Source organism: Paraburkholderia bonniea, assembly GCF_009455625.1.
Taxonomy (GTDB): Bacteria; Pseudomonadota; Gammaproteobacteria; order Burkholderiales; family Burkholderiaceae; genus Paraburkholderia; species Paraburkholderia bonniea.
On the sequence record NZ_QPEQ01000001.1, the window covers coordinates 2,958,733 to 2,981,546 of the forward strand.

Consider the following 22,814-nt stretch of genomic DNA (forward strand, 5'->3'; position numbering starts at 1 on the left):
CAGGCCTGCTGCATCAGGTCTGACAGCGACTCCCGCCAGGTTAACGCACAACGCTGCACACCCCCTCACCCGCTTCCTGATTAGCAAAAACCCTAAGTACGCCCCCGTATTTTTAGGGCTGCCGCAGGTATCGCGGCCATGGCAAACTCATTACAATGAGTCACAACCTGCCATGAAAGCTAGCCTCCAACTCCGCCTCTCCCAGCATCTTGCGCTGACTCCCCAACTGCAGCAGTCCATTCGGCTGCTGCAGTTGTCTACGCTTGAACTTCAGCAAGAAGTCGCCACGGCGATTGCACAAAACCCCCTGCTTGAAAACGAAGACGACTGGATCGCCAGTCCATTGCGCGTGGCAGCAGACGGCTCGCTCATCACCCAGACACGCAATAGCACCCAGTCCGAAACCAGCGCTCACTCGCCATCAACCTCTGCCACCGGCACCGAACGCGAACCCAGCGAGCCGCAAGGCGTTGACGAATACAACGGTCTTGCTGCCGACAGCGCGGATGCCAGCCAATGGAATCTCGACGACTACGGCCGCTCTGGCAACGCATCCGCCGATGACGACCTGCCACCGCTTCAGGTGCACGAATCCGGCACATCGTTGCGCGATCATCTGCTCGCGCAACTGTGCGTGACCCAGGCCAGCCCGCGCGACCGGGCGCTCGTCACCTTCCTGATCGAATCGCTCGATGACGATGGCTATCTCACCGCGACACTCGAAGAAATCCAGGCAGATTTGCCTGAAGAACTTGAAGTCGATGCGGATGAACTAAAAACTGCACTCTCATTACTGCACAGCTTTGATCCTGTGGGAGTGGGCGCACGCTCTGCGGCAGAGTGCCTCCGGCTGCAATTGCTCCGGCTGGACACATCGCCCACCCGCACACTTGCGCTCGAAATTGTCGACCACCATTTAGAGTTGCTTGCGGCACGCGACTTCATCCGGCTGCGCAAACACCTGAAAGCCAGCGACGACGAACTGCGTGACGCACATGCGCTGATCCGCTCGCTTGAACCCTTTCCTGGTGCGATGTATGGCAAGACCGAAGCAGACTACGTCGTGCCTGATGTGCTGGTACACAAAACGGCTCAAGGATGGCGTGCGGAACTCAATCCAGAGGTCATGCCGAAACTGCGCATCAATAATCTGTACGCCAATATTCTGCGCAACAACCGCAGCGATCCTGGCAGCGGCTCGCTGCGCCAGCAGCTTCAGGAAGCCCGCTGGCTCATCAAGAATATCCAGCAAAGATTCGACACTATTCTGCGTGTAGCGCAAGCCATTGTTGAACGCCAGAAGAGCTTTTTCATGCACGGTGAAATTGCCATGCGGCCCTTGGTTTTGCGAGAAATTGCTGATACGCTGGGGCTACACGAGTCGACGGTCTCGCGTGTCACTACAGGCAAGTACTTGCTTACTCCTTTCGGCACACTTGAGTTCAAGTACTTCTTCGGATCACACGTTTCGACCGACACCGGGGGCGCAGCGTCTTCCACAGCCATACGCGCACTCATCAAGCAACTGATAGGAGCGGAAAACCCCACCACCCCTCTTTCAGACAGCCGCATAGCCGAACTGCTGGCAGAACAGGGTTTCGTCGTTGCCCGACGCACTGTGGCCAAATACCGCGAAACCCTCAAAATCCCAGCCGTCAGCCTGCGCAAATCTCTGTAGCCCGCTGCACATGTGGCGGGCATTTTCCGGCCGAACCCTGTTTGGGTTGCACAGGCTGGTCGATCGGGTTCACCAGTGCACGATTTGCTGGCACCTGAACCAATCGGCTAGTACTGCTTCCTGATCAGGACCACGCGGCTACTCGTTTGGAGAAGTACTATGAATCTGCAGATCAGTGGACACCATCTCGAAGTAACGCCTGCGTTGCGCGAATACGTGATCGCCAAGCTGGACAGAGTGCTAAGGCACTTCGATCAGGTGATCGATGGCAGTGTGGTCCTCTCGGTCGACAATCATAAGGAAAAGGAAAAAAGGCAGAAGGTTGAAGTCAATCTTCATCTGAAAGGCAAGGATATTTTTGTCGAAAGCGCCGAGGGCGACATGTACGCGGCAATTGACTTGGTCATCGACAAACTTGACCGGCAAGTGATTCGTCACAAAGACCGGCTGCAAGGCCATCAACATGAAGCGATCAAGCACCAGCCGCTGGCCCCGCAGATCGAAACTCCACCGCAGTAAGCCTTTTACCCGGGTCAATCCGGGTTGTAGCCAAACCGCCCTGATGGGCGGTTTTTAATTTCCGGCCAACTCCGGCCAACTTATTCATACCGGCAGCAACCCGGCTCACAAAACGAAATCAACCAGCAAGTGAAGCGCAATCCTCATCAAGCATGCACCGCACATACCCGCGCTGCACTATAATGGCCCGTTATTAACTGGTTACTCAGTCGGACTTCACTGATTTCGGACTCCGCCACACACCGCCGTGATGCCCCTGTAGAGAATGGAACGCCACTCAAATCCCACCGAGAGGAAGACTCAGGCCTCGTTCTCGCCTGCCAACATGAATCGTTTAGCCAAATTTCTTCCCCTTGAAAACGTCCTCGTTGGGCTATCAGTCACCAGCAAGAAACGCGTCTTCGAGCAAGCAGGCCTGATTTTCGAAAATCAGAACGGTATCGCCCGCAGCACGGTCACTGACAATCTCTTTGCGCGTGAGCGCCTCGGATCAACAGGGCTCGGCGAAGGTGTTGCCATTCCGCATGGCCGGATCAAAGGGCTAAAACATCCACTCGCGGCATTTGTCCGTCTCGATGCCCCCATCCCGTTCGAGTCGCCCGATGGCCAGCCCGTCTCTCTCCTGATTTTTCTGCTCGTCCCTGAGCAATCCACGCAGCAGCACCTTGAAATTCTGTCTGAGATAGCCCAGTTGCTATCCGACCGGGACACGCGTGAGCATCTGCAAACAGAAGAAAACCGCGAAACCTTGCATCGCCTGCTCACACAATGGCAACCCTGATGCATTGACGCTGGCCCGAGGCCAGCGTGGCTGCCAGGCTGCATAGCGCAACACAACGGCGGCGCCCGTGCCCCCTTCTGCGGTGCCACCCGGCGCGCTGTCCACACTGGAGTCACGGCATTCATGGATACGTCCAGCATCAACGCCCAAAGCATTTTCGACGACAACGCCTCCACCCTAAAGCTCAGCTGGCTGACTGGGCATGAAGGCTGGGAACGTGGCTTTTCAGCGGAAACCGTCGCCAATGCAACGTCAAGTGCCGATCTCGTCGGCCACCTGAACCTGATTCACCCCAACCGTATTCAGGTATTGGGTGAAGCCGAAATCGACTACTACCAGCGTCAATCCGAAGAAGACCGCTCACGCCATATGGCCGAGCTGATCGCACTTGAGCCACCGTTTCTGGTGGTAGCCGGTGGCGTCACCACACCGCCTGAACTGGTGCTGCGTTGCACTCGCTCATCCACCCCGCTCTTTACCACGCCGATGTCCGCGGCAGCAGTAATCGACAGCCTGCGGCTTTATATGTCCCGCATTCTGGCACCACGCGCCACGCTACACGGCGTGTTTCTCGACATTCTGGGAATGGGCGTGCTGCTGACAGGCGACTCCGGCCTCGGCAAAAGTGAACTAGGGCTGGAGTTAATCAGTCGTGGCCACGGGCTCGTCGCCGACGACGCCGTCGATTTCGTGCGCTTAGGGCCCGATTTTGTCGATGGCCGCTGCCCGCCGCTGCTGCAAAACCTGCTCGAAGTGCGCGGCTTGGGGCTACTCGACATCAAGACGATCTTCGGCGAAACCGCCGTGCGTCGCAAAATGAAACTGAAACTGATCGTGCAGCTCGTCCGCCGCCCGGACGGCGAATTTCAGCGCTTGCCTCTGGAAAGCCAGACAGTCGATGTACTCGGCTTGCCAATTAGCAAGGTAACGATCCAGGTCGCGGCCGGGCGCAATCTCGCAGTGCTAGTCGAGGCCGCAGTCCGCAATACCATCCTGCAGTTGCGCGGCATCGACACCTTGCGCGACTTCATGGATCGCCAGCGCCTTGCAATGCAAGATCCTGACAGCCAGTTTCCGGGCAAGCTCATTTGAGCAGAAACATCCCGGGTAGCTGTATCGCATGCCCATGGCCAAAGACCTGATGCTATGATGAAACGAACTGGGTCCACGATTCCATGCGCATTATTCTGATCACCGGCATTTCCGGCTCGGGCAAATCCGTCGCACTCAATGCGCTCGAAGATGCGGGCTATTACTGCGTCGACAATTTACCCCCGCGCTTTCTGCCTCAACTCGCCACCTATCTCGCTGACGCGGGGCAAGAACGCCTCGCCGTCGCAATCGACGCCCGCTCAAGCGCCTCCCTCGACGAAATGCCCGCGATGATCCGCGATCTTTCGGGCAGGCATGATGTCCGCGTGCTGTTTTTAAACGCCAGCACACAATCGCTGATTCAACGTTTCTCTGAAACACGCCGACGCCATCCACTCTCAGGTTCGACCGCGCACGACGCTGATGTTGGCCTGCTCACCACCCTCGAAGAAGCCATCAACCGTGAACGAGAACTGGTCGCGGGCCTGGCTGAGTTTGGCCATCAAATCGACACCAGCAACTTGCGGGCAAGCGTATTGCGGGCTTGGGTCAGGCGTTTCATTGAACAGGAGCGCAACGGCCTCGCGTTGATGTTCGAATCGTTCGGTTTCAAACGAGGCGTGCCGCTCGACGCTGATTTTGTCTTCGACGTCCGCACGCTCCCCAATCCGTATTACGACCACGAACTACGGCCACTCACCGGGCGCGACCAGCCCGTTATCGACTTCCTCGATGCGCAGCCTGTCGTGCATGAAATGACCGGTGATATTCAGGCTTTCCTCGTCAAATGGCTGCCGCATTTCCGCGACGATAACCGTAGCTATCTGACGGTTGCAATTGGCTGTACCGGTGGCCAGCATCGCTCGGTGTTTATCGCCGAGACACTTGCCGCACGCCTTGCGGACCAGGTCAATGTGATAGTGCGGCACCGCGATGCCCCACTCGACATCAACGAAACGTCAAAACCGCCCACCTGACCCCTTGGGTCGGGCAGCCCTGCCCTTACGCCGTTAACCCAAAGCGTTAAGCCATGATGTTCTCTGCTTCTTCTGTTCTAGCTGACGTACCGCTCTTTCTGCTACAGACGGCGCTGTTCCCTGATGGCCTGCTTCCGCTCAAGGTATTCGAAGCGCGATACATGGACATGGTGCGCCGATGTCTGCGTGAAAAAATGCCGTTCGGCGTCTGCCTGCTGAAGAGCGGCAACGAAATTGCACAGCCCGGTGAGCCCGCCGTTCCGGAAACCATTGGCTGTCTCGCGGAAATCGAGTTGTGTGACGTCGAAACAGTAGGCGTGCTGCTCATCCACACGCGCGGCACACGGCGTTTCCGGCTGCTATCGCACCGCACCGAAGCAGACGGCTTGCTGGTCGGAATGGCTGAACCGCTAGGTGACGACGCCCCGCTCGAAGACAGCGTCCATCTCGCCAAATTCGGTGCCTGTGCGGAAGTACTCGAACGCATCATTGCAGCGCTTCGCACCCACGACCCAGAGCGCCTGCCATTTGCTGAACCCTTCCGCCTCGATGACCCATCATGGGTATCAAATCGTCTTGCAGAAATTCTGCCGGTAACGCCACGTGCCCGGCAAAAATTGATGGAACTGCAAGACGCAGGCGTCCGCATCGAACTAGTGCACCACTACATGCAAAAACATCAACTGCTCTGAGCGTGATTAAGTGGCAAATTAAGCGGCTGATTAAGCAGTTGATTAGAGCGGTCACAACATCGTCACAGCAAAGTTCCCTGTAACCCGTCGAGTAACTTGCGCACTGGTGCGGGCACCCCGTAAGCATCAAGATCACGTAACGCAACCCATGCAGTTGCTTCGTCCGCCAGTTCAGGATGCAGGCCAGCGAAGCGATCCAGCTCAGCCATGCGCGGTTCGATATCCAGCTTGAAATGGGTGAAGGTATGGCTCAGCGAACCCAGCGCGACCACCCCAGCCTGTGCGCCAAAAGCTTGAGCCCGCTCTGCCAGCGCAACCTCATCGGCGGCTTCCGGCAAGCTCCAAAGCCCACCCCAGATCCCGGAAGGCGGTCGTTTTTCCAGCATCACCGTATCGCCATCACGTAGCACCAGCATCCAGGTACGACGTGTCGGCACGGCTTTTTTAGGCTTGGATGCGGGTAGCTCGCGTTGACGGCCACTGGCATGCGCCACGCAATCGCCCGCAAACGGGCAGCGTCCGCAATCGGGCTTGCCTCGCACGCAAAGCGTGGCCCCAAGATCCATCAACCCTTGGGTGTAGGCGCTGACGTCAGCCGGCGCGGACGCAGCAGGTAACAACGATTCCGCCAGAAGCCACAGCGCATTTTCAACCCGCTTCTCGCCAGGGAAACCCTCCACACCGAACACCCGCGTCAACACACGCTTGACGTTGCCATCGAGAATCGTCGCACGCGCCCCGAACGCAAACGATGCGATCGCGGCAGCGGTTGAACGGCCAATGCCGGGAAGTTGCGTCAACGCTTCGACTGACTCGGGAAAAGTGCCGCCATGCTGCTCAACCACGGCCTGGGCGCAGCGATGCAAATTACGCGCACGGGAGTAATAGCCCAGTCCAGCCCACAACGCCATCACGTCATCAAGCGGCGCGGCCGCCAGCGCTTCGACGTCAGGAAAACGCGCCAGAAAACGCGCGTAATACGGCATCACGGTAGCAACCTGGGTCTGCTGCAACATGATCTCCGACAGCCAGATACGGTAAGCGTCGCGTGTGTTTTGCCACGGCAGGTCGTGACGGCCATACTCGCGCTGCCAGGCCACCAGCCGTGGAGAAAAATGGGTAACTAATGATGCAGAGGAAGAAGAGAGCATGGACCGGTCAACGCTGGCAGGTGGGACAAAAATAGGTTGAACGCTGCCCCTGGACGATCTGACGCACCGTTGTGCCGCAGATGCGGCAAGGCAACCCCGCGCGATCATAGACAAAATAGTCGAGCTGAAAATAGCCGCTCGCGCCATCACTGCCAACAAAATCACGCAACGTGCTACCGCCTTTTTCGATTGCGGCGGCCAGCGTCACGCGCACAGCGTCGGCGAGACGCTCATAACGTGCCAGCGAAACCTTTCCAGCGAGTGTCGCTGGCCGGATACCGGCACGAAAAAGGCTCTCGGAAGCATAGATGTTGCCCACCCCGACCACCAGCCCGCCCGCCAGTAACACCTGCTTGACTGACATCGTTCGTCCACGGGTCTGGGCATACATCAGCGCCCCGGAAAACGCTGGCGAGAATGGTTCGACACCCAGCCTGGCAAGCAGAGGATGCGTGAGCACCGCGCCATCCTCACGGGCGTGCCACAGCACAGCACCAAAGCGACGCGGATCACGATAACGCAGCGTGTAATCGTCAAACAGCCAGTCGAGGTGGTCGTGACGCTCAGCCGCAGGTGGCGAGCTCCCATGCAGTATGCGCAACGTCCCGGTCATACCGAGGTGCACGATAAACCAGCCCGAGTCGATTTCAAACAGCAGGTATTTGCCGCGCCGCTCCACCCGATGAATCAGCCGGCCACGCAGAATGTCAGCAAAATCAGGCGGAATCGGCCAGCGCAACGCAGGAATACGCACCTCGACACGTTGAATTCGATGCCCGGCAACATGCGGCTCGATTCCCCGGCGGGTAACTTCAACTTCTGGTAACTCTGGCATATCTAGGCGCTCGGCAACCTGTGGCGATCGAAGAGCGCGTATTGTAGCGAGCGCGTTACAATCGCCCGAAACATTGAACGGATTGCTATGAACTTGTCCTTCGTGAAGCTGCTTACGCAGCGTGCTACCTGTGTGCCACACACCCTTTCTGCGCGCCGGATGCTCAGCGCTTTTGTGCTTGCAGCATGGTCGCTGGCCAGTATGCCCAGCTATGCTCAGGATTCTTCACCGGATAGCGACGACACATCCGCCGCCGTGGCAGAGGGCTCTGGCGTGCTGTCAACCGGCGAAGAAAAAAATCTGCCTGATATCCCGCTATCAGGCCAAATCGTGTTTCAGGTACTCGCCGCTGAAGTAGCGCTACAGCGTGACCAACCCGCCCCCGCCTACCAAACCTACCTCGCGCTCGCGCGTGACACGCACGATCCGCGCATGGCGCAACGCGCAACCGAAATCGCACTGCTCGCACAAAGCCCATCAGATGCGCTCGCGGCCACCCAGCTATGGCAGCAATACGCACCTGATTCAGACCGCGCCACCCAAATCTACGCGTCACTGCTAGTGCTATCCGGCAAACCCGATGATGCCGCTCCGACACTCGCCCGCGAACTGGCCAAGGCCCCGGCCGCCAGCCGCGGCAATGCAATTCTGGCGATGCAGCAACTGCTTTCGCGCGGGCCAAATCACATCGGCGGGCTGCATGTGCTGCAGGATCTGCTGAAAAATGACATGGGCCGCCCGGAAGCCCAGATAGCCATTGCGCGCCAGCAGCTTGCCTCCGACGACGAGCCTGGCGCACGCAAGTCACTCGAACAAGCGCTTGCGCTCAAAGCCGACTATCTGCCCGCTGCGGTCATGCTGTCGCAAATGGGCCCTGAGGCACGCAAGGAAGGCACTGCGGCGCTTGAAGCCTACGTCAGCAAAAACCCCAAATCGCGCGATGGCCGGCTGGCGCTAGCGCAAATTTACCTCTCAGGCGACCGCCTGAGCGACGCTCAAAAGCAGTTCGAGGCCATGCACAAGAACAACGGTGACGACCTCACCGCACTCATGGCACTCGCGCTCATCAAAATTCAGCAACGGAATTATCCGGATGCCCAGGCCTATCTAAAGCAGTACGCACAAAAAGCTGAAAAACTGCCCAATGCTGACCCGGGTCAGGCATATCTCTACCTGGCACAGCTCGCGGCCGAACAAAAAGATGACGCAGCGGCCAGCGAGTGGCTCAACAAAATTTCGCCATCAAGCCCGCAATACATCCCGGCACAAATCACACGCGCCCAGCAATTGGTAGAGCAAAACAAACCGGATGACGCCCGCAAGCTCCTTGCGAGCCTCCAGGCACAGAATCCGCGTGACCAGACGCTGATTGCCCGCACCGACGCCGCCATCCTGTTCGATACAAAGCAATACCCGGAGGCAGAAAAACGCCTTGCCCAGGCCACGGCTGATTTCCCGAACGATCCCGACCTCGCTTACGACTACGCGATGGCCGCCGAAAAAACCGGCCACTACACCACGATGGAAGCGCAGTTGCGCAAGCTGATCCGTACTCAGCCGGGCAATCCACAGGCGTACAACGCATTAGGTTACTCGCTGGCCGATCGCAACGTGCGCCTTGCCGAAGCCAGTGAACTGATAGCCAAAGCGGCCCTGCTGGCCCCGGACGATGCGTTCATCATGGATAGCGACGGCTGGGTCAAGTTCCGGCAAGGCGATCTGACTGGTGCCATCAAGGTGCTGCGCAAAGCGTATGGCACGCGGCCAAATGCAGAAATAGGCGCGCACCTGGGCGAAGTTCTCTGGAAAACCGGGGCAAAAGAAGACGCCCTTGCTGTCTGGCGCGAAGCCCACAAGATCGAGCCCGATAACGACACGTTGGTCAAAACGCTCCAGCGCTTTCAGGTGAAAGATCTTTGATGCGCCTGTCTCGCTGTGCTGGCGCGTTGCGCCGGGTTCGTGCATTCCGGCTAACCCGCGCAGGAATAACGGCAACGGCCGTTATCGCGCTGGCAGGCTGCACCTCATTCAGGTCGCAAGAGCCCACCGCCGCAGACGCGGCCAGCACCATTGCCACACAGACAAACAACGCCCGTCACGGGCGTTTTGCGGTTCAGTACGTTGACCAGAACGGCCAGCAACGTAACGCCTATGGCAATTTCGACTGGCAAGAAACGGACGCAACCGTGACGCTACAGCTCCGCAGCCCGCTCGGACAAACACTGGCCATTGTCACGTCCTCGCCCGCTTCCGCCACGCTTGAGCTGCCCAACCGCCAGCCACTCACCGCAAGCAATGTTGCAGAACTCATGGAAAACGCGCTGGGCTTTGCCTTGCCCGTTGAAGGATTGCGTTACTGGCTGCAACCAGCTCCCGCGCCCACCTCAAGGGCCAGAACCGAAATGGACCCGCACCAGCAGGGGCACATCCGGCAAATCAGCCAGGATGGCTGGACCATCGACTACCTTGCCTACGCTGACGCGCCCACCACTCGCGTGAAACGAATCAACCTGTCGCGCCAGGACCCACCGCTGGCGATCAAACTTGTTCTGGACCAGTAATCTGCCGCCCGCTCAGGGTGCTTTTTTCCCGCGCTTTTCCCCGCTCTTATGACCGAGACTCCGCACTCATTACGCGATTGCCCCGCGCCGGCAAAGCTCAATCTCTTTTTGCATATCACTGGACGCCGGCCGGATGGTTACCACGCACTGCAAACCGTTTTCCAGCTCCTCGACTGGGGCGACACGCTGCACTTCACCCGGCGCCATGATGGCCGCATTACACGTCGCACTGACGTGCCAGGCGTTACCGCTGAACAAGATCTGACCGTGCGTGCCGCGGCCTTGCTGAAACAGCACACAGGAACCACCGCGGGCGTCGAAATCGAAATCGACAAGCGCCTCCCGATGGGCGCGGGCCTTGGCGGTGGCAGCTCCGATGCAGCGACCACCCTGCTGGCATTGAACCGCCTATGGCAACTAGACCTGCCTCGAGAAGTGCTGCAAATGCTGGCGCTCAAACTGGGCGCCGACGTGCCATTTTTTATTTTTGGAAAAAATGCGTTCGCAGAGGGTGTCGGAGAAGCGCTGCAAGCGGTACAATTGCCGCCGCGTTATTTCCTTGTGGTGACGCCAAAGGTTCATGTCCCAACCGCTGCAATTTTCTCCGAAAAATCGTTGACAAGGGACACAAAGCCCATCAGAATTACGGACTTTCTCGGGCAGCAAAGTTTCAGCTCAGCATGGCCAGATCAGTTTGGTCATAACGATATGCAGCGCGTTGTCGCGGAGAAATACGCGGAAGTGGCACAGGGTCTTCAGTGGTTCGACCAGGTTGCCCCAGCAGCACCAGCGCGAATGACCGGGTCCGGCGCAAGTATTTTTGCAACGTACCGCAGTTTTGACGAGGCAAAACTGGTTCAATCCAGGTTACCCGCAGACTGGCAAAGCACGGTCACAGCAAGTTTGGATACACATCCACTCTTTGCTTTCGCAGCATAGTTTCGCTTTATTGGATAGTCCTACGATCCAATAAAGGTCAAAGTTGTGTAGGGGAGTCGCCAAGTTGGTTAAGGCACCGGATTTTGATTCCGGCATTCGAGGGTTCGAGTCCTTCCTCCCCTGCCAAAAATTCTCGCGTTTAATTCTCGCGTTTCTTCGCTCCCCCCCCAGCCAGTAGCAGGTGCATGATGAGCAGCCATGACGGCTTGATGGTTTTTACTGGCAACGCAAATCCTGCGCTGGCACAAGAAGTCGTCAAAATTCTGGGCATCCCCCTCGGCAAGGCAATGGTCAGCCGGTTCTCGGATGGCGAAATTCAGGTTGAAATTCAGGAAAACGTGCGGGGCAAGGATGTATTCGTCCTTCAGTCCACCAGCGCGCCTGCTAACGACAACCTGATGGAACTGATGATTATGGTCGATGCGCTCAAGCGCGCGTCTGCTGGCCGGATCACCGCAGCAATCCCCTACTTTGGTTATGCCCGCCAGGATCGGCGCCCACGCTCAGCGCGTGTTGCGATTTCGGCCAAGGTCGTAGCCAACATGCTGGAAATTGCTGGTGTCGAGCGAATCATCACAATGGATCTTCACGCAGACCAGATCCAGGGCTTCTTTGATATCCCCGTTGACAATATTTACGCGACGCCCGTGTTGCTCGGCGATCTGCGCAAACAAAATTACGAAAACCTGCTGGTAGTTTCGCCTGATGTCGGCGGCGTAGTTCGCGCCCGTGCACTGGCCAAACAATTGAATTGCGATCTCGCCATCATCGACAAACGTCGGCCGAAGGCCAATATCGCGGAAGTGATGAACATCATCGGCGAAGTCGAAGGCCGGACCTGCGTCATCATGGACGACATGGTCGACACCGCCGGAACGCTTTGCAAGGCAGCTCAGGTATTGAAAGAACGCGGCGCGGTGCATGTGGTCGCTTACGCCACTCACCCGGTTTTGTCCGGTGGCGCTGGTGAGCGTATCGAAGCCTCCGCACTCGACGAACTGGTGGTTACCGACACCATCGCGCTGGGTGATGAAGCGCGCTCGTGTTCGAAAATCCGCTCGCTGACCAGCGCTGGCCTGCTGGCGGAAACCTTCTCAAGAATTCGCCGCGGCGACTCAGTCATGTCGCTTTTCGCGGACAGCTAATCAGCATTGATGCAACGGGTCGCATTTCGATGCGGCCCGTTGCATACGATCGGTGCGAACGAACGAAGGTTCGCGCCGTTGACTCTGGGGCCCCAGCCAATGGCGTGAGGCCCCATTTTTACTACCTGGTCGCGGGTAGTGCATTGGAGATTCAACATGAAAGTAGTCGCCTTTGAGCGCAATCTGCAAGGTACGGGTGCGAGCCGCCGCCTGCGTATTACCGGTAAGACACCGGGAATCGTATACGGCGCTGGGAAAGAACCACTCGTGATCGAACTCGATCACAACGCGTTGTGGCACGCCCTGAAGAAAGAAGTTTTCCATTCGTCGATCCTCGAGCTGGAAGTGGCAGGCAAGTCCGAGCAGGTTCTGCTGCGTGACGTGCAATACCACCCATTCCGTCAGCTCGTGCTGCACGTGGATTTCCAGCGCATTGATGCAAAGAAAAAGCTGCACACCAAGGTGCCGCTGCACTTCATCAACCAGGATACAAATCCGGCAGTCAAACTGTCGGGCGCTGTGATCTCGCACGTAGTGAACGAAATTGAAATCGAGTGTCTCCCGGCTGCACTGCCTGAGTTCCTTGAAGTCGATCTGGCCAAGATCGAAGCAGGTCAGTCACTGCACGCAAAAGACATCGCGCTGCCGAAGGGCGTTGCACTGATCCCGCATATTGATGCGGAAAACCCAGTGATCGCGTCTGCGACGATTCCGGCTGGTGCTATTGCGGATGAAGCCGCAGCAGGCGAAACACCGGCCGCGTAAGCGCGCTGTCGCTTCGGTCTGTTTCAGTGAAGCAGACCGTGACCCGCTTCGGTTCGTCCTGGCGGGTTTTTTTTCGACTTTTTATCCTGGGCCGCAGGCACGGGTTCCTACTTCATCATGATCAAGCTGATCGTCGGGCTCGGTAATCCAGGTGCCGAGTACACCGCTACACGCCACAACGCGGGCTTCTGGCTAGTTGACCAACTGGCACGTGAAGCCGGAACCACATTGCGCGATGAGCGTCGGTTTCACGGTTTCTATGCCAAAGCACGTTTGCATGGCGAAGAAATCCATCTGCTCGAGCCGCAAACGTACATGAACCGCTCAGGTCAGTCCGTCGTCGCATTAGCGCAGTTCTTCAAGATCCTGCCAGAGCAGATTCTGGTCGCTCACGACGAACTCGATCTGCCACCCGGCACGGTGAAGTTAAAACTGGGTGGCGGCAGCGGTGGACACAACGGCCTGAAAGATATTTCTGCGCATTTGTCCACGCAGCAATACTGGCGCTTGCGTATTGGTATCGGCCATCCACGTGAGCTGATTCCCGAAAGCGCGCGCGCGGGTGCCAAACCCGATGTCGCCAGCTTCGTGCTAAAGCCGCCGCGCCGGGAAGAGCAAGAGGTCATTGATGAATCGGTGGAGCGTTCGCTCGCGGTGATGCCCTTCATCGTGAAGGGGGAGCTGGAGCGCGCAATGATGCAGTTGCATCGCGCTAGCTGAAGAAGCTGAGAAGGCCGACTGGCCTGAGGATCTGAAAACCTGAAGATCTGAAAACCCGCCTGGCTCAGGATTCCTTCGCGGCCATCAGCGCATGGTATTTCGCCATCAACCCCTGAGGCGTTTCCTGGTGAAGCGGGTCACGTGGAATGCATTCGACTGGGCAGACCTGCTGGCATTGCGGCTCATCAAAATGCCCAACGCATTCGGTACATTTTTTCGGGTCAATAACGTAAATCTCCGGGCCCATTGAAATAGCATCATTTGGGCACTCGGGCTCGCACACGTCGCAGTTAATGCACTCGTCGGTAATAATCAGGGCCATACGTTTCTCACTTTCTCCCGGCACTCGGCCGGTTGCGATGCTCAGGTGTTTTCGCCGACCTGCGCCATCACTTTTTCCTTCAGCCATTTTTCAACTGATGGAAAAACAAACTTGCTCACATCGCCACCTAATTGCGCTATCTCGCGCACAATCGTGCCGGAAATAAACTGGTATTGATCGGAAGGCGTCATAAACATGGTTTCCACATCCGGCAATAAATAACGGTTCATCCCAGCCATCTGAAACTCATATTCAAAATCTGACACAGCGCGCAAACCACGCACGATCACCCTGGCGTTATTGTTTCGCACAAAGTCTTTCAACAGCCCCTTGAAACTCATGACCTGAACGTTCGGATAATGACCGAGCACTTCATGAGCAATATCGAGGCGCTCTTCCAGCGTAAAAAACGGCTGCTTGTTACGGCTATCGGCCACGCCTACCACCAGCGTGTCGAAAATACTGGAAGCCCGGCGGACGAGATCTTCGTGACCCCGCGTCAGCGGATCGAAGGTACCTGGATATACAGCGACTACCATCGGATTGACCCTCTCTTCAGATAAACAGGCATGCCAGCGTTGATCTACGAAATGCGCCCGGCAGTGTCTGCAAACAAGACTGCAAACCGGCCAGCGCTAATTTTGGAACGCGCATTATTCCTCATTTTCGCGCTGCAGCAAATGATAGTGAACCGCTCCGGCTTTGCCCTGACGCGCCATGATCCAGCCGGTCAGTGCATCGGCCTGTGCCAGCTCCAGCGTTTGCTGCGCTTCGACATACAGAAAACCGTGAGCACTCACTAGCCGAGCCGCCAGCGGCAACGCCCGGGCCAGCAAGTCACCTTCGAACGGCGGATCAAGAAACACCACATCGAAAGAACCCGGTGCGAGGCTCGTGGCGAGACGCAGCGCATCGGCTTCGGTCACGTCGATCATGTCAGCCCCCAGCCGAACCTGGTTCGCCCGTAGCTGAGCCGCCGCACGTGCATGGCGCTCCACCATCAGCACGCGTGCAGCACCACGCGATGCCGCCTCGAACCCCAGCGCGCCACTGCCAGCAAACAGATCAAGGCAACGTTTCCCGTCAAGACGCTGGCCAAGCCAGTTAAACAACGTTTCGCGTACCCGGTCAGGTGTCGGGCGCAAGCCATCCAGATCAAGCACTGGCAGCGGTGTGCGTTTCCAGTCACCGCCAATGATCCGAATTGAGTGAGAAGTTTTTTTACGGCTGGACGAAGCGCTTTTGCGCTGCGCGTGAGGAGACGAAGGATGGGCCATGCAGAGCACAAGAAGGTGGGCGGAACGCTCGGGCGTACAGGACAGACCGCGAGCTGGAGCGGCCACGTTACCACAGCGCTGTCACGGCTATGCCAGCATCATTCTGACAATCAGGCTCGCCTGATAATATGTGCGCCTTCCAGCGCCTTGCATCCCGCAGGCCACGCTGTCTGCCGCTGGCTGCAGCTTCATGCTGGCAGCGGCGCAGCGCTCTCACAGCCCACTCCGATCATGTTCAGCTTTTTCAAACGGTTCAAAGGTTCGAAAACGGCCGAAACGCCGTCAGACGTTCCGGCAGCCGCGCAAGAACCCGCCTTCGATCCGGCCACGGCAACCACGACGCCCAGCGCCACCCCGCTATCCAGCGAGGTTGTCACGGCAACGCCTGAGTTACAGCCTAAGCTGTCGCCTGAATTACCACCCACGGCTCAGCCTGAGCAGGTAGCCCCAGTCAGCCCACCGCCGCATGCCGCGCCGCCCAGCGTGACAACCGAGGCAACCACGGTTACAACCGAAGTCAGCCCGCCTGCCCCTGTCATTCAGCCTGTAGCGCAACCGGTTACGCCTGCTCCTGCCGCATCTCCTGCGCCTGCGCTGAGCACGGCTAGCGCCCCCCTCACCGCGACAGCAGCGGCCGCACCTGCGCCTGCACACGCTCCCGCAGAAGCCACCGCCAGCGCCGCCGATGAAATCATCGAAATCGTTCCGCCACCGCCGGTTGAGCCTGCCGCACGAAAATCCTGGCTCACGCGGCTCAAAACTGGGCTGTCGAAAACCAGCTCGAATCTCACTGGCATTTTCGTCCGGACCAAAATCGACGAAGACCTTTATGAGGAACTCGAAACCGCGCTGCTGATGTCGGACGCAGGCGTCGAAGCCACCGAGTTTCTACTTAAGGCACTGCGCGAGAAAGTCCGCGCAGAACGCCTGACCGATCCACAACAGGTGAAAGCAGCACTGCGCACCTTGCTGGTCGAATTGCTCAAACCGCTCGAAAAATCATTGATGCTAGGGCACGCCCAGCCACTGGTGATGATGATCGCAGGCGTCAACGGTGCCGGAAAAACCACCAGCATCGGCAAACTGGCCAAGCATCTGCAACGCTTTGACCAGTCGGTGCTGCTAGCCGCAGGCGACACCTTCCGCGCCGCCGCGCGTGAGCAACTGGCGATCTGGGGCGCGCGCAACAACGTGACGGTCGTCGCCCAAGAAAGCGCCGATGCGGCCGCGGTCATTTTTGATGCAGTAGGTGCAGCGCGGGCACGCAAGATCGACGTGCTGATGGCTGATACCGCAGGCCGTTTGCCCACGCAGTTGCATCTGATGGAAGAGCTGCGCAAGGTCAAGCGCGTGATCGGCAAGGCCCTGGATGGCGCGCCACACGAAGTGCTGCTGGTGATCGACGCCAACACCGGGCAAAACGCGCTCGCTCAGGTCAAATCTTTTGACGATGCGCTGGGCCTGACAGGCTTAATCGTGACCAAGCTCGATGGCACGGCGAAAGGCGGCATCCTTGCTGCCATCGCCCGGCAACGGCCAGTGCCGGTGTATTTCATCGGCGTGGGTGAATCGGTTGAAGACTTGCAGCCATTCAGCGCCGAAGAGTTTTCGGATGCTTTATTAGGCGGCTAGCCCCCTGGAACAAAGCCCGCCGCAAACGCAGCGCTCAGGTTCGTCTGAAAACGCCCCAAAAGCTGGACACCCGTCCAGCGATTTGGGGCCTTTTTTATGCGCAAGCACAGCGTGCAGTGCAAGTGCGGTGCATTGAGAGCGAGTTTTATGACAGACCAATGCACCACTGCGCCATTGCTCAAAACCACTCTAGGCGCTCTGCCTATTCCGCATCGGGCTGAGCACTCGGAGCGGCACGCGCAAAGGCGTCGAGCTGCGACGCGTGAGCGTAAATGCGCTGAAGGGTCGGAAACGCTGACAGGTCAATCTCAAAGCGCTGCGCGTTAAACACCTGCGGTACGAGACAGGCATCGGCCAGTGTCGGCGTATCGCCAAAACACAGCGCCCCTGTACGCGTATCACCCGCCAGATGTGTTTCGAGCGCGGCGAAGCCTGACTCGATCCAGTGGCGATACCACGCGTTCTTTGCCTCCTCACTAAGGCCAAGTGTCTTTTTCAGGTACTTCAGCACCCGCAGGTTGTTCAGCGGATGGATCTCGCACGCGATCTGCAGCGCGACTGAGCGCACATACGCCCGGTCACTGGGGGATGCGGGCAGCAACGGCGGAAGCGGATGCGTTTCGTCGAGATATTCGATGATGGCCAGCGATTGCTGCAAAACATCGCCGTCGTCGACCAGCGTTGGCACCACGGCATCGGGATTCAGCTTGCGGTACTCGGCCTGGAACTGCTCGCCGCCATCGCGCAGCATGTGTACCGGCATGTAGTCGTACGGAAGATTTTTCAGGTTCAGCGCGATCCGCACGCGGTAAGACGCTGAGCTACGGAAATAGCTATAGAGCTTCATGTTGCTGGCCTCCTTGCCTTGATGACTTCAAATCACACGCACGCTGAATTCAGTCAGCCCATCCACCCCGCCCGTCATCAGGTCACCCTGCACCACCGGGCCAACGCCTTCGGGGGTGCCGGTAAACACCAGATCACCGGGTTGCAGTTCAAACAACGTTGAGAGATAAGCGAGCGTTTCCGCGACTGGCCAGATCAGTTGTGACACATCGGAGCGCTGCTTTTCGACGCCATTGACCTTGAGCCAGATCGCCCCCTTGCCGATATGCCCAACCTGCGCAACCGGATGAACCGCGCCCAGCGGGGCCGAATGATCGAAGCCTTTCGCGGTATCCCACGGACGACCCAGTTTTTTTGCCTCAGCCTGTAAATCGCGGCGAGTCATGTCAAGGCCCAGCGCATAACCGTAGATGTGGTCGAGCGCACGCTCTACCGGAATCTCCCGGCCCTCCTTGCCAATCGCCACGACCAGTTCCATTTCGAAATGAACGCTGCTTGAGCCCGGCGGGTAAGGAAACTCACCCGTGCTGCCTTGTGCAACCGGCAGCGCTGCATCGGCTGGCTTGCAGAAGAAAAATGGTGGCTCTCGCTCTGGGTCATGCCCCATTTCACGCGCATGCGCTTCGTAGTTCCGGCCTACGCAATAAATGCGGTGCACGGCAAACTGGTCCGCACTGCCCACTACCGGCAGCGCCACCACCGGCGCTGGGGCAAACACATAACTCATATCGTTCTCCGTACTTGATGAAAGCTGCCCGAGCCGCCCCTGGAGCAGCAAAACGCCGAGTGTAACCGTGGCCATCACGCCCAGCTACTGGCCAGATGGCAGGTCACCCGGCCCCCTTCGCCGCAGTCAGCAGCCTTGCCAGATCGCTGCAAATACGTTATTTCATCCCGATATCACACCGTGCCTGCTGGATTGCACGCCCCAGATGTCCCCCACTCTGCCCCTATCTCATGACACAACTCGCCACGACCGCTGCGACGTCTTTTCCGTGCGCCCGCTTTATCAAGGAGATCGGTCGCGGCATTCATGGCGCGCGAGCCCTGTCAACCGAAGACACCCACGCGCTTTACCGCGCAATGCTCGAAGGCCGCGTCGCCGAGCTTGAGCTTGGTGCCGTGCTGCTGGCCTATCGCATCAAAGGCGAAAGCGCCGACGAGCTCGCCGCGATGCTGGCTGCCGCGCATGAGTCGTTTGCCCCGGTTGCATGGCCATCGGGCGTCTATGCCCCGGTGTCGATTCCCAGCTACAACGGCGCACGCAAACAACCCAATCTGGTGCCGCTACTCGCACTTTTGCTGGCTCGTGAAGGTATCCCCGTGCTGGTTCACGGCGTCATCCAAGACCCTGGCCGCGTAACCAGTGCAGAAATTTTCAGCCAGCTAGGTCTGAATCCCGCATGCACACACGAGGAGATCGAAGCCGGGCTCACCGCGCAACGCATCGCCTTTGCGCCCATCGAAATTCTGGCCCCCAGCATGGCGCGACTGCTGGCGCTCCGACAACGCATGGGCGTGCGCAATTCAACCCATACGCTGGTCAAATTGCTGCAGCCGTTCGCGCCCGCTGGGCGGCGGCTCGTGAACTACACCCATCCTCCTTACCGTGACAGCCTGACCCAGCTTTTTTGCGCCCACCCGGAAGCGGCAGCGGGCGGCGTACTGCTCGCCCGTGGCACAGAAGGCGAGGCGGTCGCGGATACCCGGCGTCAGGTGCAAGTCGACTGGTTGCACGATGGCGTCTGCGACACCCTGATAGAAGCACAGCGCTCAACGCCACCGTCACCGGGCACGTCAGCCGCCGCGTTGCCGTCAACGCTTGATGCCGCAACCACCGCCTCATGGATCGCTCAGGTCATCGCCGGAACCATGCCCGTGCCGGATTCGATTACGCGGCAAATCGAAGTCGTGCGCAAAATCGCCCGCAACCCGGGCTAGCGCCTGAGCGCCGCTACCCCAATCTCGATAAAACTGCAACGGCGAGAGTTGACACGCAACCTGACGCTGGCATACATTGCGCAGATGCATTTTCTTCAGCACCCCCTCCGAATTACCTCTAGCTGCCTAGCGCAGCTACTACCGCTACGTCTAGCGTAAGTCAGGCGTAGCGTCCCCCGGTCTGTCAGCTTCCAGCTTCGACTCCACCGGGCGGTCATCAAAGCAGCACCTCCCGTTTCACCCCCTTTTTCTGTCGTTATCTTTACAACCTGGCCACTCGCGGTCGTCTGTTTTAACTGCGGGGCCGACTGCCAAAGTCAAATATGCACGTTGCATGGACACCCTTCACGATTGCTGCCGGCGTCACTATCGCTCTGACACTTTTGCGCGCCCGTTCGCTAGTTCCTCTAGCGCCCGGCTGACGGGTTTTCCGCCAGCCATCAGCCCACTAGCCGTCTATTGCTCGCCCCCTCCGGCACCACCGATCTAACGAACGAGGCTCACCATGTTGCGCAATCCTGAAAACAAATACCGTCCCTTTGCCGCCCCTCAGTTGAGCGGCCGAAAATGGCCCAGCCGTACCGTCCAGCAAGCTCCCATCTGGATGAGCACCGATTTACGCGATGGCAACCAATCGTTGATCGAGCCCATGAGCATCGCCCAGAAGCTGGAATTTTTCGACATGCTGGTGCAAATCGGCTTCAAGGAAATCGAAGTCGGGTTTCCCTCCGCATCGCAGACAGACTTTGATTTCGTGCGCACGCTGATTGAAGAAAAACGCATTCCGGACGACGTCACCATCGAAGTACTCGTGCAATCGCGCGAGGCCCTGATCGCTCGCACCTTCGAAGCCCTGCAAGGCGTGCCACGCGCCATCGTGCATCTGTACAGCGCGCTGTGCCCGTCATTTCGCAAGATCGTGTTCAACCAGCCGAAAGAAGAAGTCAAGGCACTGGCCGTGGAAGGCACTCGCCTGATCCGGCAATACGCCGACGCCCAGCCAGAAACTCACTGGATTTATCAGTATTCGCCGGAAACCTTCAGCATGACCGAGCTGGCCTTCGCCCGCGAGGTGTGCGACGCAGTAGCGCAAACCTGGCGCCCGACGCGCCAGCACAAGATGATTCTCAATCTGCCCGCGACTGTCGAAGCCGCCATGCCGAACGTCTACGCCGATCAGATCGAGTGGATGGACCGCAATCTTGGTTATCGGGACAGCATCGTGCTGTCCGTGCATCCGCACAACGACCGGGGCACGGCCGTGGCTGCTGCCGAACTGGCATTGCTGGCGGGGGCAGACCGGATCGAAGGATGCTTGTTCGGCAACGGCGAGCGCACCGGCAACGTCGATCTCGTGACACTCGCGTTGAACCTGTACACCCAGGGAATCGACCCCGGCCTCGACTTCTCGGAAATCGACGCCGTGCGCCGCGTGGTGGAACGCTGCAACCAGATTCCGGTGCACCCACGCCATCCGTATGCGGGGGATCTGGTCCATACAGCGTTTTCCGGCTCGCACCAGGACGCGATTCGCAAAGGGTTTGCCCAGCAACAGCCCGGCGCTTTTTGGGAAGTGCCTTATCTGCCCATCGACCCCGCTGATATCGGGCGCAATTACGATGCCGTGATTCGCGTCAATAGCCAGTCTGGCAAGGGTGGTTCAACCTATTTGCTGGAGCGCGGCATGGGCTTTACGCCGCCACGCCGGGTGCAAATTGAATTTAGTCATGCGGTGCAGGCCGTGACTGATGAATCTGGCGAGGAAATGACCGGCGCTGCAATCTGTGCGCTTTTCGCTCGTGAATACTTCGATGTGGCAGGCCCGCTGCAGCGCGCTAGCGGCAAGGGCCTGCACTGGAATAGCCGGGACATTCCAGTGCCGAATGTCAGCGCGGCCGCCGGTGCCAGCATGCCGGAAACGCAAGCGCACGCGATTAGCCAGGCGCTCCAGCCGTTTGCCGGACAGCCGGTCGAAATAACGTCGTATGAAATGCTGCATACCGCTAATGGCCAGGTTGCGGTTTTCGCTGGTTGCCGTATCGGCGGCCAGGCACCGTGCTTTGGCGTGGGGATTGGTAGCGACGAAGCAGATGCGGTGCTTGACGCACTGGTCAGCGGGATCAACCGGGCAGTGGCAAGCACGCTGTGGCCTGTCGCCGCGCAGAAAGCGGCAGCGTGAAAGCGCACTCAACACACTCAACGCCAGCGCGATCAACAGCCTCGGCAGAAAGCTGGCGGCGAAGCCTTTATTGATAACAAAGCATTGGTAACAAAGCCCTCATCGGCCCGGCGGCGAGTTGCTGGCGGCCAGGCCGATGAGGGCAATGAGGCACAAGTGCTCAGCTCATTCAGTTGCGCAACGAGTCGCCTGCCAGGCCATCAGCCGCCACTGGCCGCCTTCCTGGACCTGAAGCCCGGTGTAGGCAACGGGATACAGCAGCACGCCATTGCTGGCTTCCATTTCGATCAGCGCGCGGCCCGTCACGATGCAAGTCTGCGCTCCGGCCGGCAGCACCTCTTGCGACTGAATCTCGATCTGCCGGTAACGTCTGCGCCCCGACGTAATCGCATCGATGAACTGCTGCTTGGTCTCGCGCTTGCCGTTCGTATGGATGTAGCTGACGTTATCTGAAAGCAATGTGTCCAGCAGCAAACCATCACCGTCGATCATCGCGCGATAACGCTCGCGCTCCAGACTGCGAATCATGTCGATCATCTGCGTCACCATCGTTCAGCCCCTTATTACGTCGACGGGCCATGCCCGTGCGACATACTGTCGCAGGAAACCACACCGGATCGTGCTGCTGAAATTTATATCAATATTTAACGCTTTGATACAGCGTTCGCTACAGAGTGGAACTATCCATCCTCAGGATGTGACTCAGTGCAGGTCATGCAGGCTGTCTCCGAGGCTAGCGACACAGCTTCGTGCCGCATTCTG

The 22,814-nt window shown here is 58.5% G+C and carries 23 protein-coding genes and 1 tRNA gene; 16 read left to right on the forward strand and 8 right to left on the reverse strand.

Annotated features, from left to right (window positions below; all coding sequences use genetic code 11):
* Positions 1 to 172 precede the first annotated feature (172 nt).
* The 6 genes from GH656_RS13015 (at position 173) to GH656_RS13040 (ending at position 5,739) form a co-directional block, all read left to right on the forward strand.
* Positions 173 to 1,678 (forward strand): RNA polymerase factor sigma-54, encoded by a 1,506-nt coding sequence (locus tag GH656_RS13015; RefSeq protein WP_153076324.1) that lies wholly within the window; start codon positions 173 to 175, stop codon positions 1,676 to 1,678.
* 159 nt (positions 1,679 to 1,837) lie between these two features.
* The gene (hpf, locus tag GH656_RS13020; protein WP_153076325.1) at positions 1,838 to 2,197 is read left to right on the forward strand and encodes a ribosome hibernation-promoting factor, HPF/YfiA family; all 360 of its coding nucleotides are present in this window, start codon (positions 1,838 to 1,840) and stop codon (positions 2,195 to 2,197) included.
* 265 nt (positions 2,198 to 2,462) lie between these two features.
* Positions 2,463 to 2,978: a PTS sugar transporter subunit IIA gene (locus GH656_RS13025; RefSeq protein WP_153076326.1), complete on the forward strand. Its 516-nt coding sequence runs from the start codon at positions 2,463 to 2,465 to the stop codon at positions 2,976 to 2,978.
* A 123-nt stretch (positions 2,979 to 3,101) separates the two neighbouring features.
* The gene (gene hprK / locus GH656_RS13030; RefSeq protein ID WP_153076327.1) at positions 3,102 to 4,070 is read left to right on the forward strand and encodes an HPr(Ser) kinase/phosphatase; all 969 of its coding nucleotides are present in this window, start codon (positions 3,102 to 3,104) and stop codon (positions 4,068 to 4,070) included.
* Between the two features lie 83 nt (positions 4,071 to 4,153).
* Positions 4,154 to 5,047 carry an RNase adapter RapZ gene (rapZ, locus tag GH656_RS13035; protein ID WP_153076328.1) on the forward strand — a complete coding sequence of 298 codons (894 nt, stop codon included), beginning with the start codon at positions 4,154 to 4,156 and terminating at the stop codon, positions 5,045 to 5,047.
* Between the two features lie 56 nt (positions 5,048 to 5,103).
* Positions 5,104 to 5,739 carry an LON peptidase substrate-binding domain-containing protein gene (locus GH656_RS13040; RefSeq protein ID WP_153076675.1) on the forward strand — a complete coding sequence of 212 codons (636 nt, stop codon included), beginning with the start codon at positions 5,104 to 5,106 and terminating at the stop codon, positions 5,737 to 5,739.
* A gap of 62 nt (positions 5,740 to 5,801) precedes the next feature.
* Here the strand turns inward: GH656_RS13040 and mutY are convergent, their stop codons facing one another.
* Positions 5,802 to 6,890 (reverse strand): A/G-specific adenine glycosylase, encoded by a 1,089-nt coding sequence (mutY, locus tag GH656_RS13045; RefSeq protein ID WP_153076329.1) that lies wholly within the window; start codon positions 6,888 to 6,890, stop codon positions 5,802 to 5,804.
* A 7-nt stretch (positions 6,891 to 6,897) separates the two neighbouring features.
* A complete protein-coding gene (gene mutM / locus GH656_RS13050; protein ID WP_153076330.1) occupies positions 6,898 to 7,725 on the reverse strand; it encodes a bifunctional DNA-formamidopyrimidine glycosylase/DNA-(apurinic or apyrimidinic site) lyase in 828 nt (275 codons plus the stop codon).
* A gap of 87 nt (positions 7,726 to 7,812) precedes the next feature.
* Here mutM and GH656_RS13055 point away from each other — a divergent pair, with 87 nt between their 5' ends.
* The 7 genes from GH656_RS13055 to pth all read left to right on the forward strand — a co-directional run bounded on the left by GH656_RS13055 (position 7,813) and on the right by pth (position 13,855).
* Complete coding sequence (locus GH656_RS13055; RefSeq protein WP_153076331.1) at positions 7,813 to 9,645, forward strand: tetratricopeptide repeat protein; 1,833 nt, start codon at positions 7,813 to 7,815, stop codon at positions 9,643 to 9,645.
* Complete coding sequence (lolB, locus tag GH656_RS13060; protein ID WP_153076332.1) at positions 9,645 to 10,286, forward strand: lipoprotein insertase outer membrane protein LolB; 642 nt, start codon at positions 9,645 to 9,647, stop codon at positions 10,284 to 10,286. Before GH656_RS13055 ends, lolB begins: the two co-directional genes overlap by 1 nt.
* Positions 10,287 to 10,334: 48 nt before the next feature.
* A complete protein-coding gene (gene ispE / locus GH656_RS13065) occupies positions 10,335 to 11,225 on the forward strand; it encodes a 4-(cytidine 5'-diphospho)-2-C-methyl-D-erythritol kinase (RefSeq protein ID WP_153076333.1) in 891 nt (296 codons plus the stop codon).
* A 49-nt stretch (positions 11,226 to 11,274) separates the two neighbouring features.
* A tRNA-Gln gene (locus GH656_RS13070) sits at positions 11,275 to 11,351 on the forward strand.
* A 62-nt stretch (positions 11,352 to 11,413) separates the two neighbouring features.
* A complete protein-coding gene (locus GH656_RS13075; RefSeq protein WP_153076676.1) occupies positions 11,414 to 12,370 on the forward strand; it encodes a ribose-phosphate pyrophosphokinase in 957 nt (318 codons plus the stop codon).
* 156 nt (positions 12,371 to 12,526) lie between these two features.
* Positions 12,527 to 13,135 carry a 50S ribosomal protein L25/general stress protein Ctc gene (locus tag GH656_RS13080; protein WP_153076334.1) on the forward strand — a complete coding sequence of 203 codons (609 nt, stop codon included), beginning with the start codon at positions 12,527 to 12,529 and terminating at the stop codon, positions 13,133 to 13,135.
* 117 nt (positions 13,136 to 13,252) lie between these two features.
* Positions 13,253 to 13,855, forward strand: a complete 603-nt coding sequence (gene pth / locus GH656_RS13085; protein ID WP_153076335.1) for an aminoacyl-tRNA hydrolase — start codon at positions 13,253 to 13,255, stop codon at positions 13,853 to 13,855.
* Positions 13,856 to 13,919: 64 nt separating this feature from the next.
* Here pth and GH656_RS13090 read toward each other — a convergent pair whose 3' ends face one another.
* The 3 genes from GH656_RS13090 to rsmD all read right to left on the reverse strand — a co-directional run bounded on the left by GH656_RS13090 (position 13,920) and on the right by rsmD (position 15,454).
* Positions 13,920 to 14,177 carry a YfhL family 4Fe-4S dicluster ferredoxin gene (locus GH656_RS13090; RefSeq protein ID WP_153076677.1) on the reverse strand — a complete coding sequence of 86 codons (258 nt, stop codon included), beginning with the start codon at positions 14,175 to 14,177 and terminating at the stop codon, positions 13,920 to 13,922.
* Positions 14,178 to 14,218: 41 nt separating this feature from the next.
* The gene (coaD, locus tag GH656_RS13095; protein WP_153076336.1) at positions 14,219 to 14,716 is read right to left on the reverse strand and encodes a pantetheine-phosphate adenylyltransferase; all 498 of its coding nucleotides are present in this window, start codon (positions 14,714 to 14,716) and stop codon (positions 14,219 to 14,221) included.
* A 114-nt stretch (positions 14,717 to 14,830) separates the two neighbouring features.
* Entirely contained in the window at positions 14,831 to 15,454 is a 624-nt protein-coding gene (gene rsmD / locus GH656_RS13100; protein ID WP_153076337.1) for a 16S rRNA (guanine(966)-N(2))-methyltransferase RsmD, read from the reverse strand.
* Between the two features lie 231 nt (positions 15,455 to 15,685).
* On the opposite strand from rsmD, the gene ftsY reads away from it, so the two are divergent.
* Complete coding sequence (ftsY, locus tag GH656_RS13105) at positions 15,686 to 17,086, forward strand: signal recognition particle-docking protein FtsY (RefSeq protein WP_153076338.1); 1,401 nt, start codon at positions 15,686 to 15,688, stop codon at positions 17,084 to 17,086.
* Between the two features lie 202 nt (positions 17,087 to 17,288).
* Here ftsY and maiA read toward each other — a convergent pair whose 3' ends face one another.
* Both maiA and GH656_RS13115 read right to left on the reverse strand, forming a co-directional pair.
* Entirely contained in the window at positions 17,289 to 17,933 is a 645-nt protein-coding gene (maiA, locus tag GH656_RS13110) for a maleylacetoacetate isomerase (protein ID WP_153076339.1), read from the reverse strand.
* A gap of 27 nt (positions 17,934 to 17,960) precedes the next feature.
* Positions 17,961 to 18,659 (reverse strand): fumarylacetoacetate hydrolase family protein, encoded by a 699-nt coding sequence (locus tag GH656_RS13115; protein WP_153076340.1) that lies wholly within the window; start codon positions 18,657 to 18,659, stop codon positions 17,961 to 17,963.
* 230 nt (positions 18,660 to 18,889) lie between these two features.
* Between GH656_RS13115 and ybiB the strand changes: the two genes are divergently transcribed.
* Positions 18,890 to 19,873 (forward strand): DNA-binding protein YbiB, encoded by a 984-nt coding sequence (gene ybiB / locus GH656_RS13120; protein ID WP_246184266.1) that lies wholly within the window; start codon positions 18,890 to 18,892, stop codon positions 19,871 to 19,873.
* Positions 19,874 to 20,378: 505 nt separating this feature from the next.
* On the forward strand, positions 20,379 to 22,052 hold the full coding sequence (leuA, locus tag GH656_RS13125) for a 2-isopropylmalate synthase (protein ID WP_153076342.1): 1,674 nt from the start codon (positions 20,379 to 20,381) through the stop codon (positions 22,050 to 22,052).
* A gap of 165 nt (positions 22,053 to 22,217) precedes the next feature.
* Here leuA and GH656_RS13130 read toward each other — a convergent pair whose 3' ends face one another.
* Complete coding sequence (locus GH656_RS13130; RefSeq protein WP_153076343.1) at positions 22,218 to 22,601, reverse strand: nuclear transport factor 2 family protein; 384 nt, start codon at positions 22,599 to 22,601, stop codon at positions 22,218 to 22,220.
* Between the last annotated feature and the right edge of the window lie 213 nt (positions 22,602 to 22,814).

What these genes read in the sequence shown, in the direction of transcription:
- GH656_RS13015 (WP_153076324.1), top strand. Translation starts at nt 173, where the DNA reads ATGAAAGCTAGCCTCCAACTCCGCCTCTCCCAGCATCTTGCGCTGACT.
- hpf (WP_153076325.1), top strand. Translation starts at nt 1,838, where the DNA reads ATGAATCTGCAGATCAGTGGACACCATCTCGAAGTAACGCCTGCGTTG.
- GH656_RS13025 (WP_153076326.1), top strand. Translation starts at nt 2,463, where the DNA reads ATGGAACGCCACTCAAATCCCACCGAGAGGAAGACTCAGGCCTCGTTC.
- hprK (WP_153076327.1), top strand. Translation starts at nt 3,102, where the DNA reads ATGGATACGTCCAGCATCAACGCCCAAAGCATTTTCGACGACAACGCC.
- rapZ (WP_153076328.1), top strand. Translation starts at nt 4,154, where the DNA reads ATGCGCATTATTCTGATCACCGGCATTTCCGGCTCGGGCAAATCCGTC.
- GH656_RS13040 (WP_153076675.1), top strand. Translation starts at nt 5,104, where the DNA reads ATGTTCTCTGCTTCTTCTGTTCTAGCTGACGTACCGCTCTTTCTGCTA.
- mutY (WP_153076329.1), bottom strand. Translation starts at nt 6,890, where the DNA reads ATGCTCTCTTCTTCCTCTGCATCATTAGTTACCCATTTTTCTCCACGG.
- mutM (WP_153076330.1), bottom strand. Translation starts at nt 7,725, where the DNA reads ATGCCAGAGTTACCAGAAGTTGAAGTTACCCGCCGGGGAATCGAGCCG.
- GH656_RS13055 (WP_153076331.1), top strand. Translation starts at nt 7,813, where the DNA reads ATGAACTTGTCCTTCGTGAAGCTGCTTACGCAGCGTGCTACCTGTGTG.
- lolB (WP_153076332.1), top strand. Translation starts at nt 9,645, where the DNA reads ATGCGCCTGTCTCGCTGTGCTGGCGCGTTGCGCCGGGTTCGTGCATTC.
- ispE (WP_153076333.1), top strand. Translation starts at nt 10,335, where the DNA reads ATGACCGAGACTCCGCACTCATTACGCGATTGCCCCGCGCCGGCAAAG.
- GH656_RS13075 (WP_153076676.1), top strand. Translation starts at nt 11,414, where the DNA reads ATGAGCAGCCATGACGGCTTGATGGTTTTTACTGGCAACGCAAATCCT.
- GH656_RS13080 (WP_153076334.1), top strand. Translation starts at nt 12,527, where the DNA reads ATGAAAGTAGTCGCCTTTGAGCGCAATCTGCAAGGTACGGGTGCGAGC.
- pth (WP_153076335.1), top strand. Translation starts at nt 13,253, where the DNA reads ATGATCAAGCTGATCGTCGGGCTCGGTAATCCAGGTGCCGAGTACACC.
- GH656_RS13090 (WP_153076677.1), bottom strand. Translation starts at nt 14,177, where the DNA reads ATGGCCCTGATTATTACCGACGAGTGCATTAACTGCGACGTGTGCGAG.
- coaD (WP_153076336.1), bottom strand. Translation starts at nt 14,716, where the DNA reads ATGGTAGTCGCTGTATATCCAGGTACCTTCGATCCGCTGACGCGGGGT.
- rsmD (WP_153076337.1), bottom strand. Translation starts at nt 15,454, where the DNA reads ATGGCCCATCCTTCGTCTCCTCACGCGCAGCGCAAAAGCGCTTCGTCC.
- ftsY (WP_153076338.1), top strand. Translation starts at nt 15,686, where the DNA reads ATGTTCAGCTTTTTCAAACGGTTCAAAGGTTCGAAAACGGCCGAAACG.
- maiA (WP_153076339.1), bottom strand. Translation starts at nt 17,933, where the DNA reads ATGAAGCTCTATAGCTATTTCCGTAGCTCAGCGTCTTACCGCGTGCGG.
- GH656_RS13115 (WP_153076340.1), bottom strand. Translation starts at nt 18,659, where the DNA reads ATGAGTTATGTGTTTGCCCCAGCGCCGGTGGTGGCGCTGCCGGTAGTG.
- ybiB (WP_246184266.1), top strand. Translation starts at nt 18,890, where the DNA reads ATGACACAACTCGCCACGACCGCTGCGACGTCTTTTCCGTGCGCCCGC.
- leuA (WP_153076342.1), top strand. Translation starts at nt 20,379, where the DNA reads ATGTTGCGCAATCCTGAAAACAAATACCGTCCCTTTGCCGCCCCTCAG.
- GH656_RS13130 (WP_153076343.1), bottom strand. Translation starts at nt 22,601, where the DNA reads ATGGTGACGCAGATGATCGACATGATTCGCAGTCTGGAGCGCGAGCGT.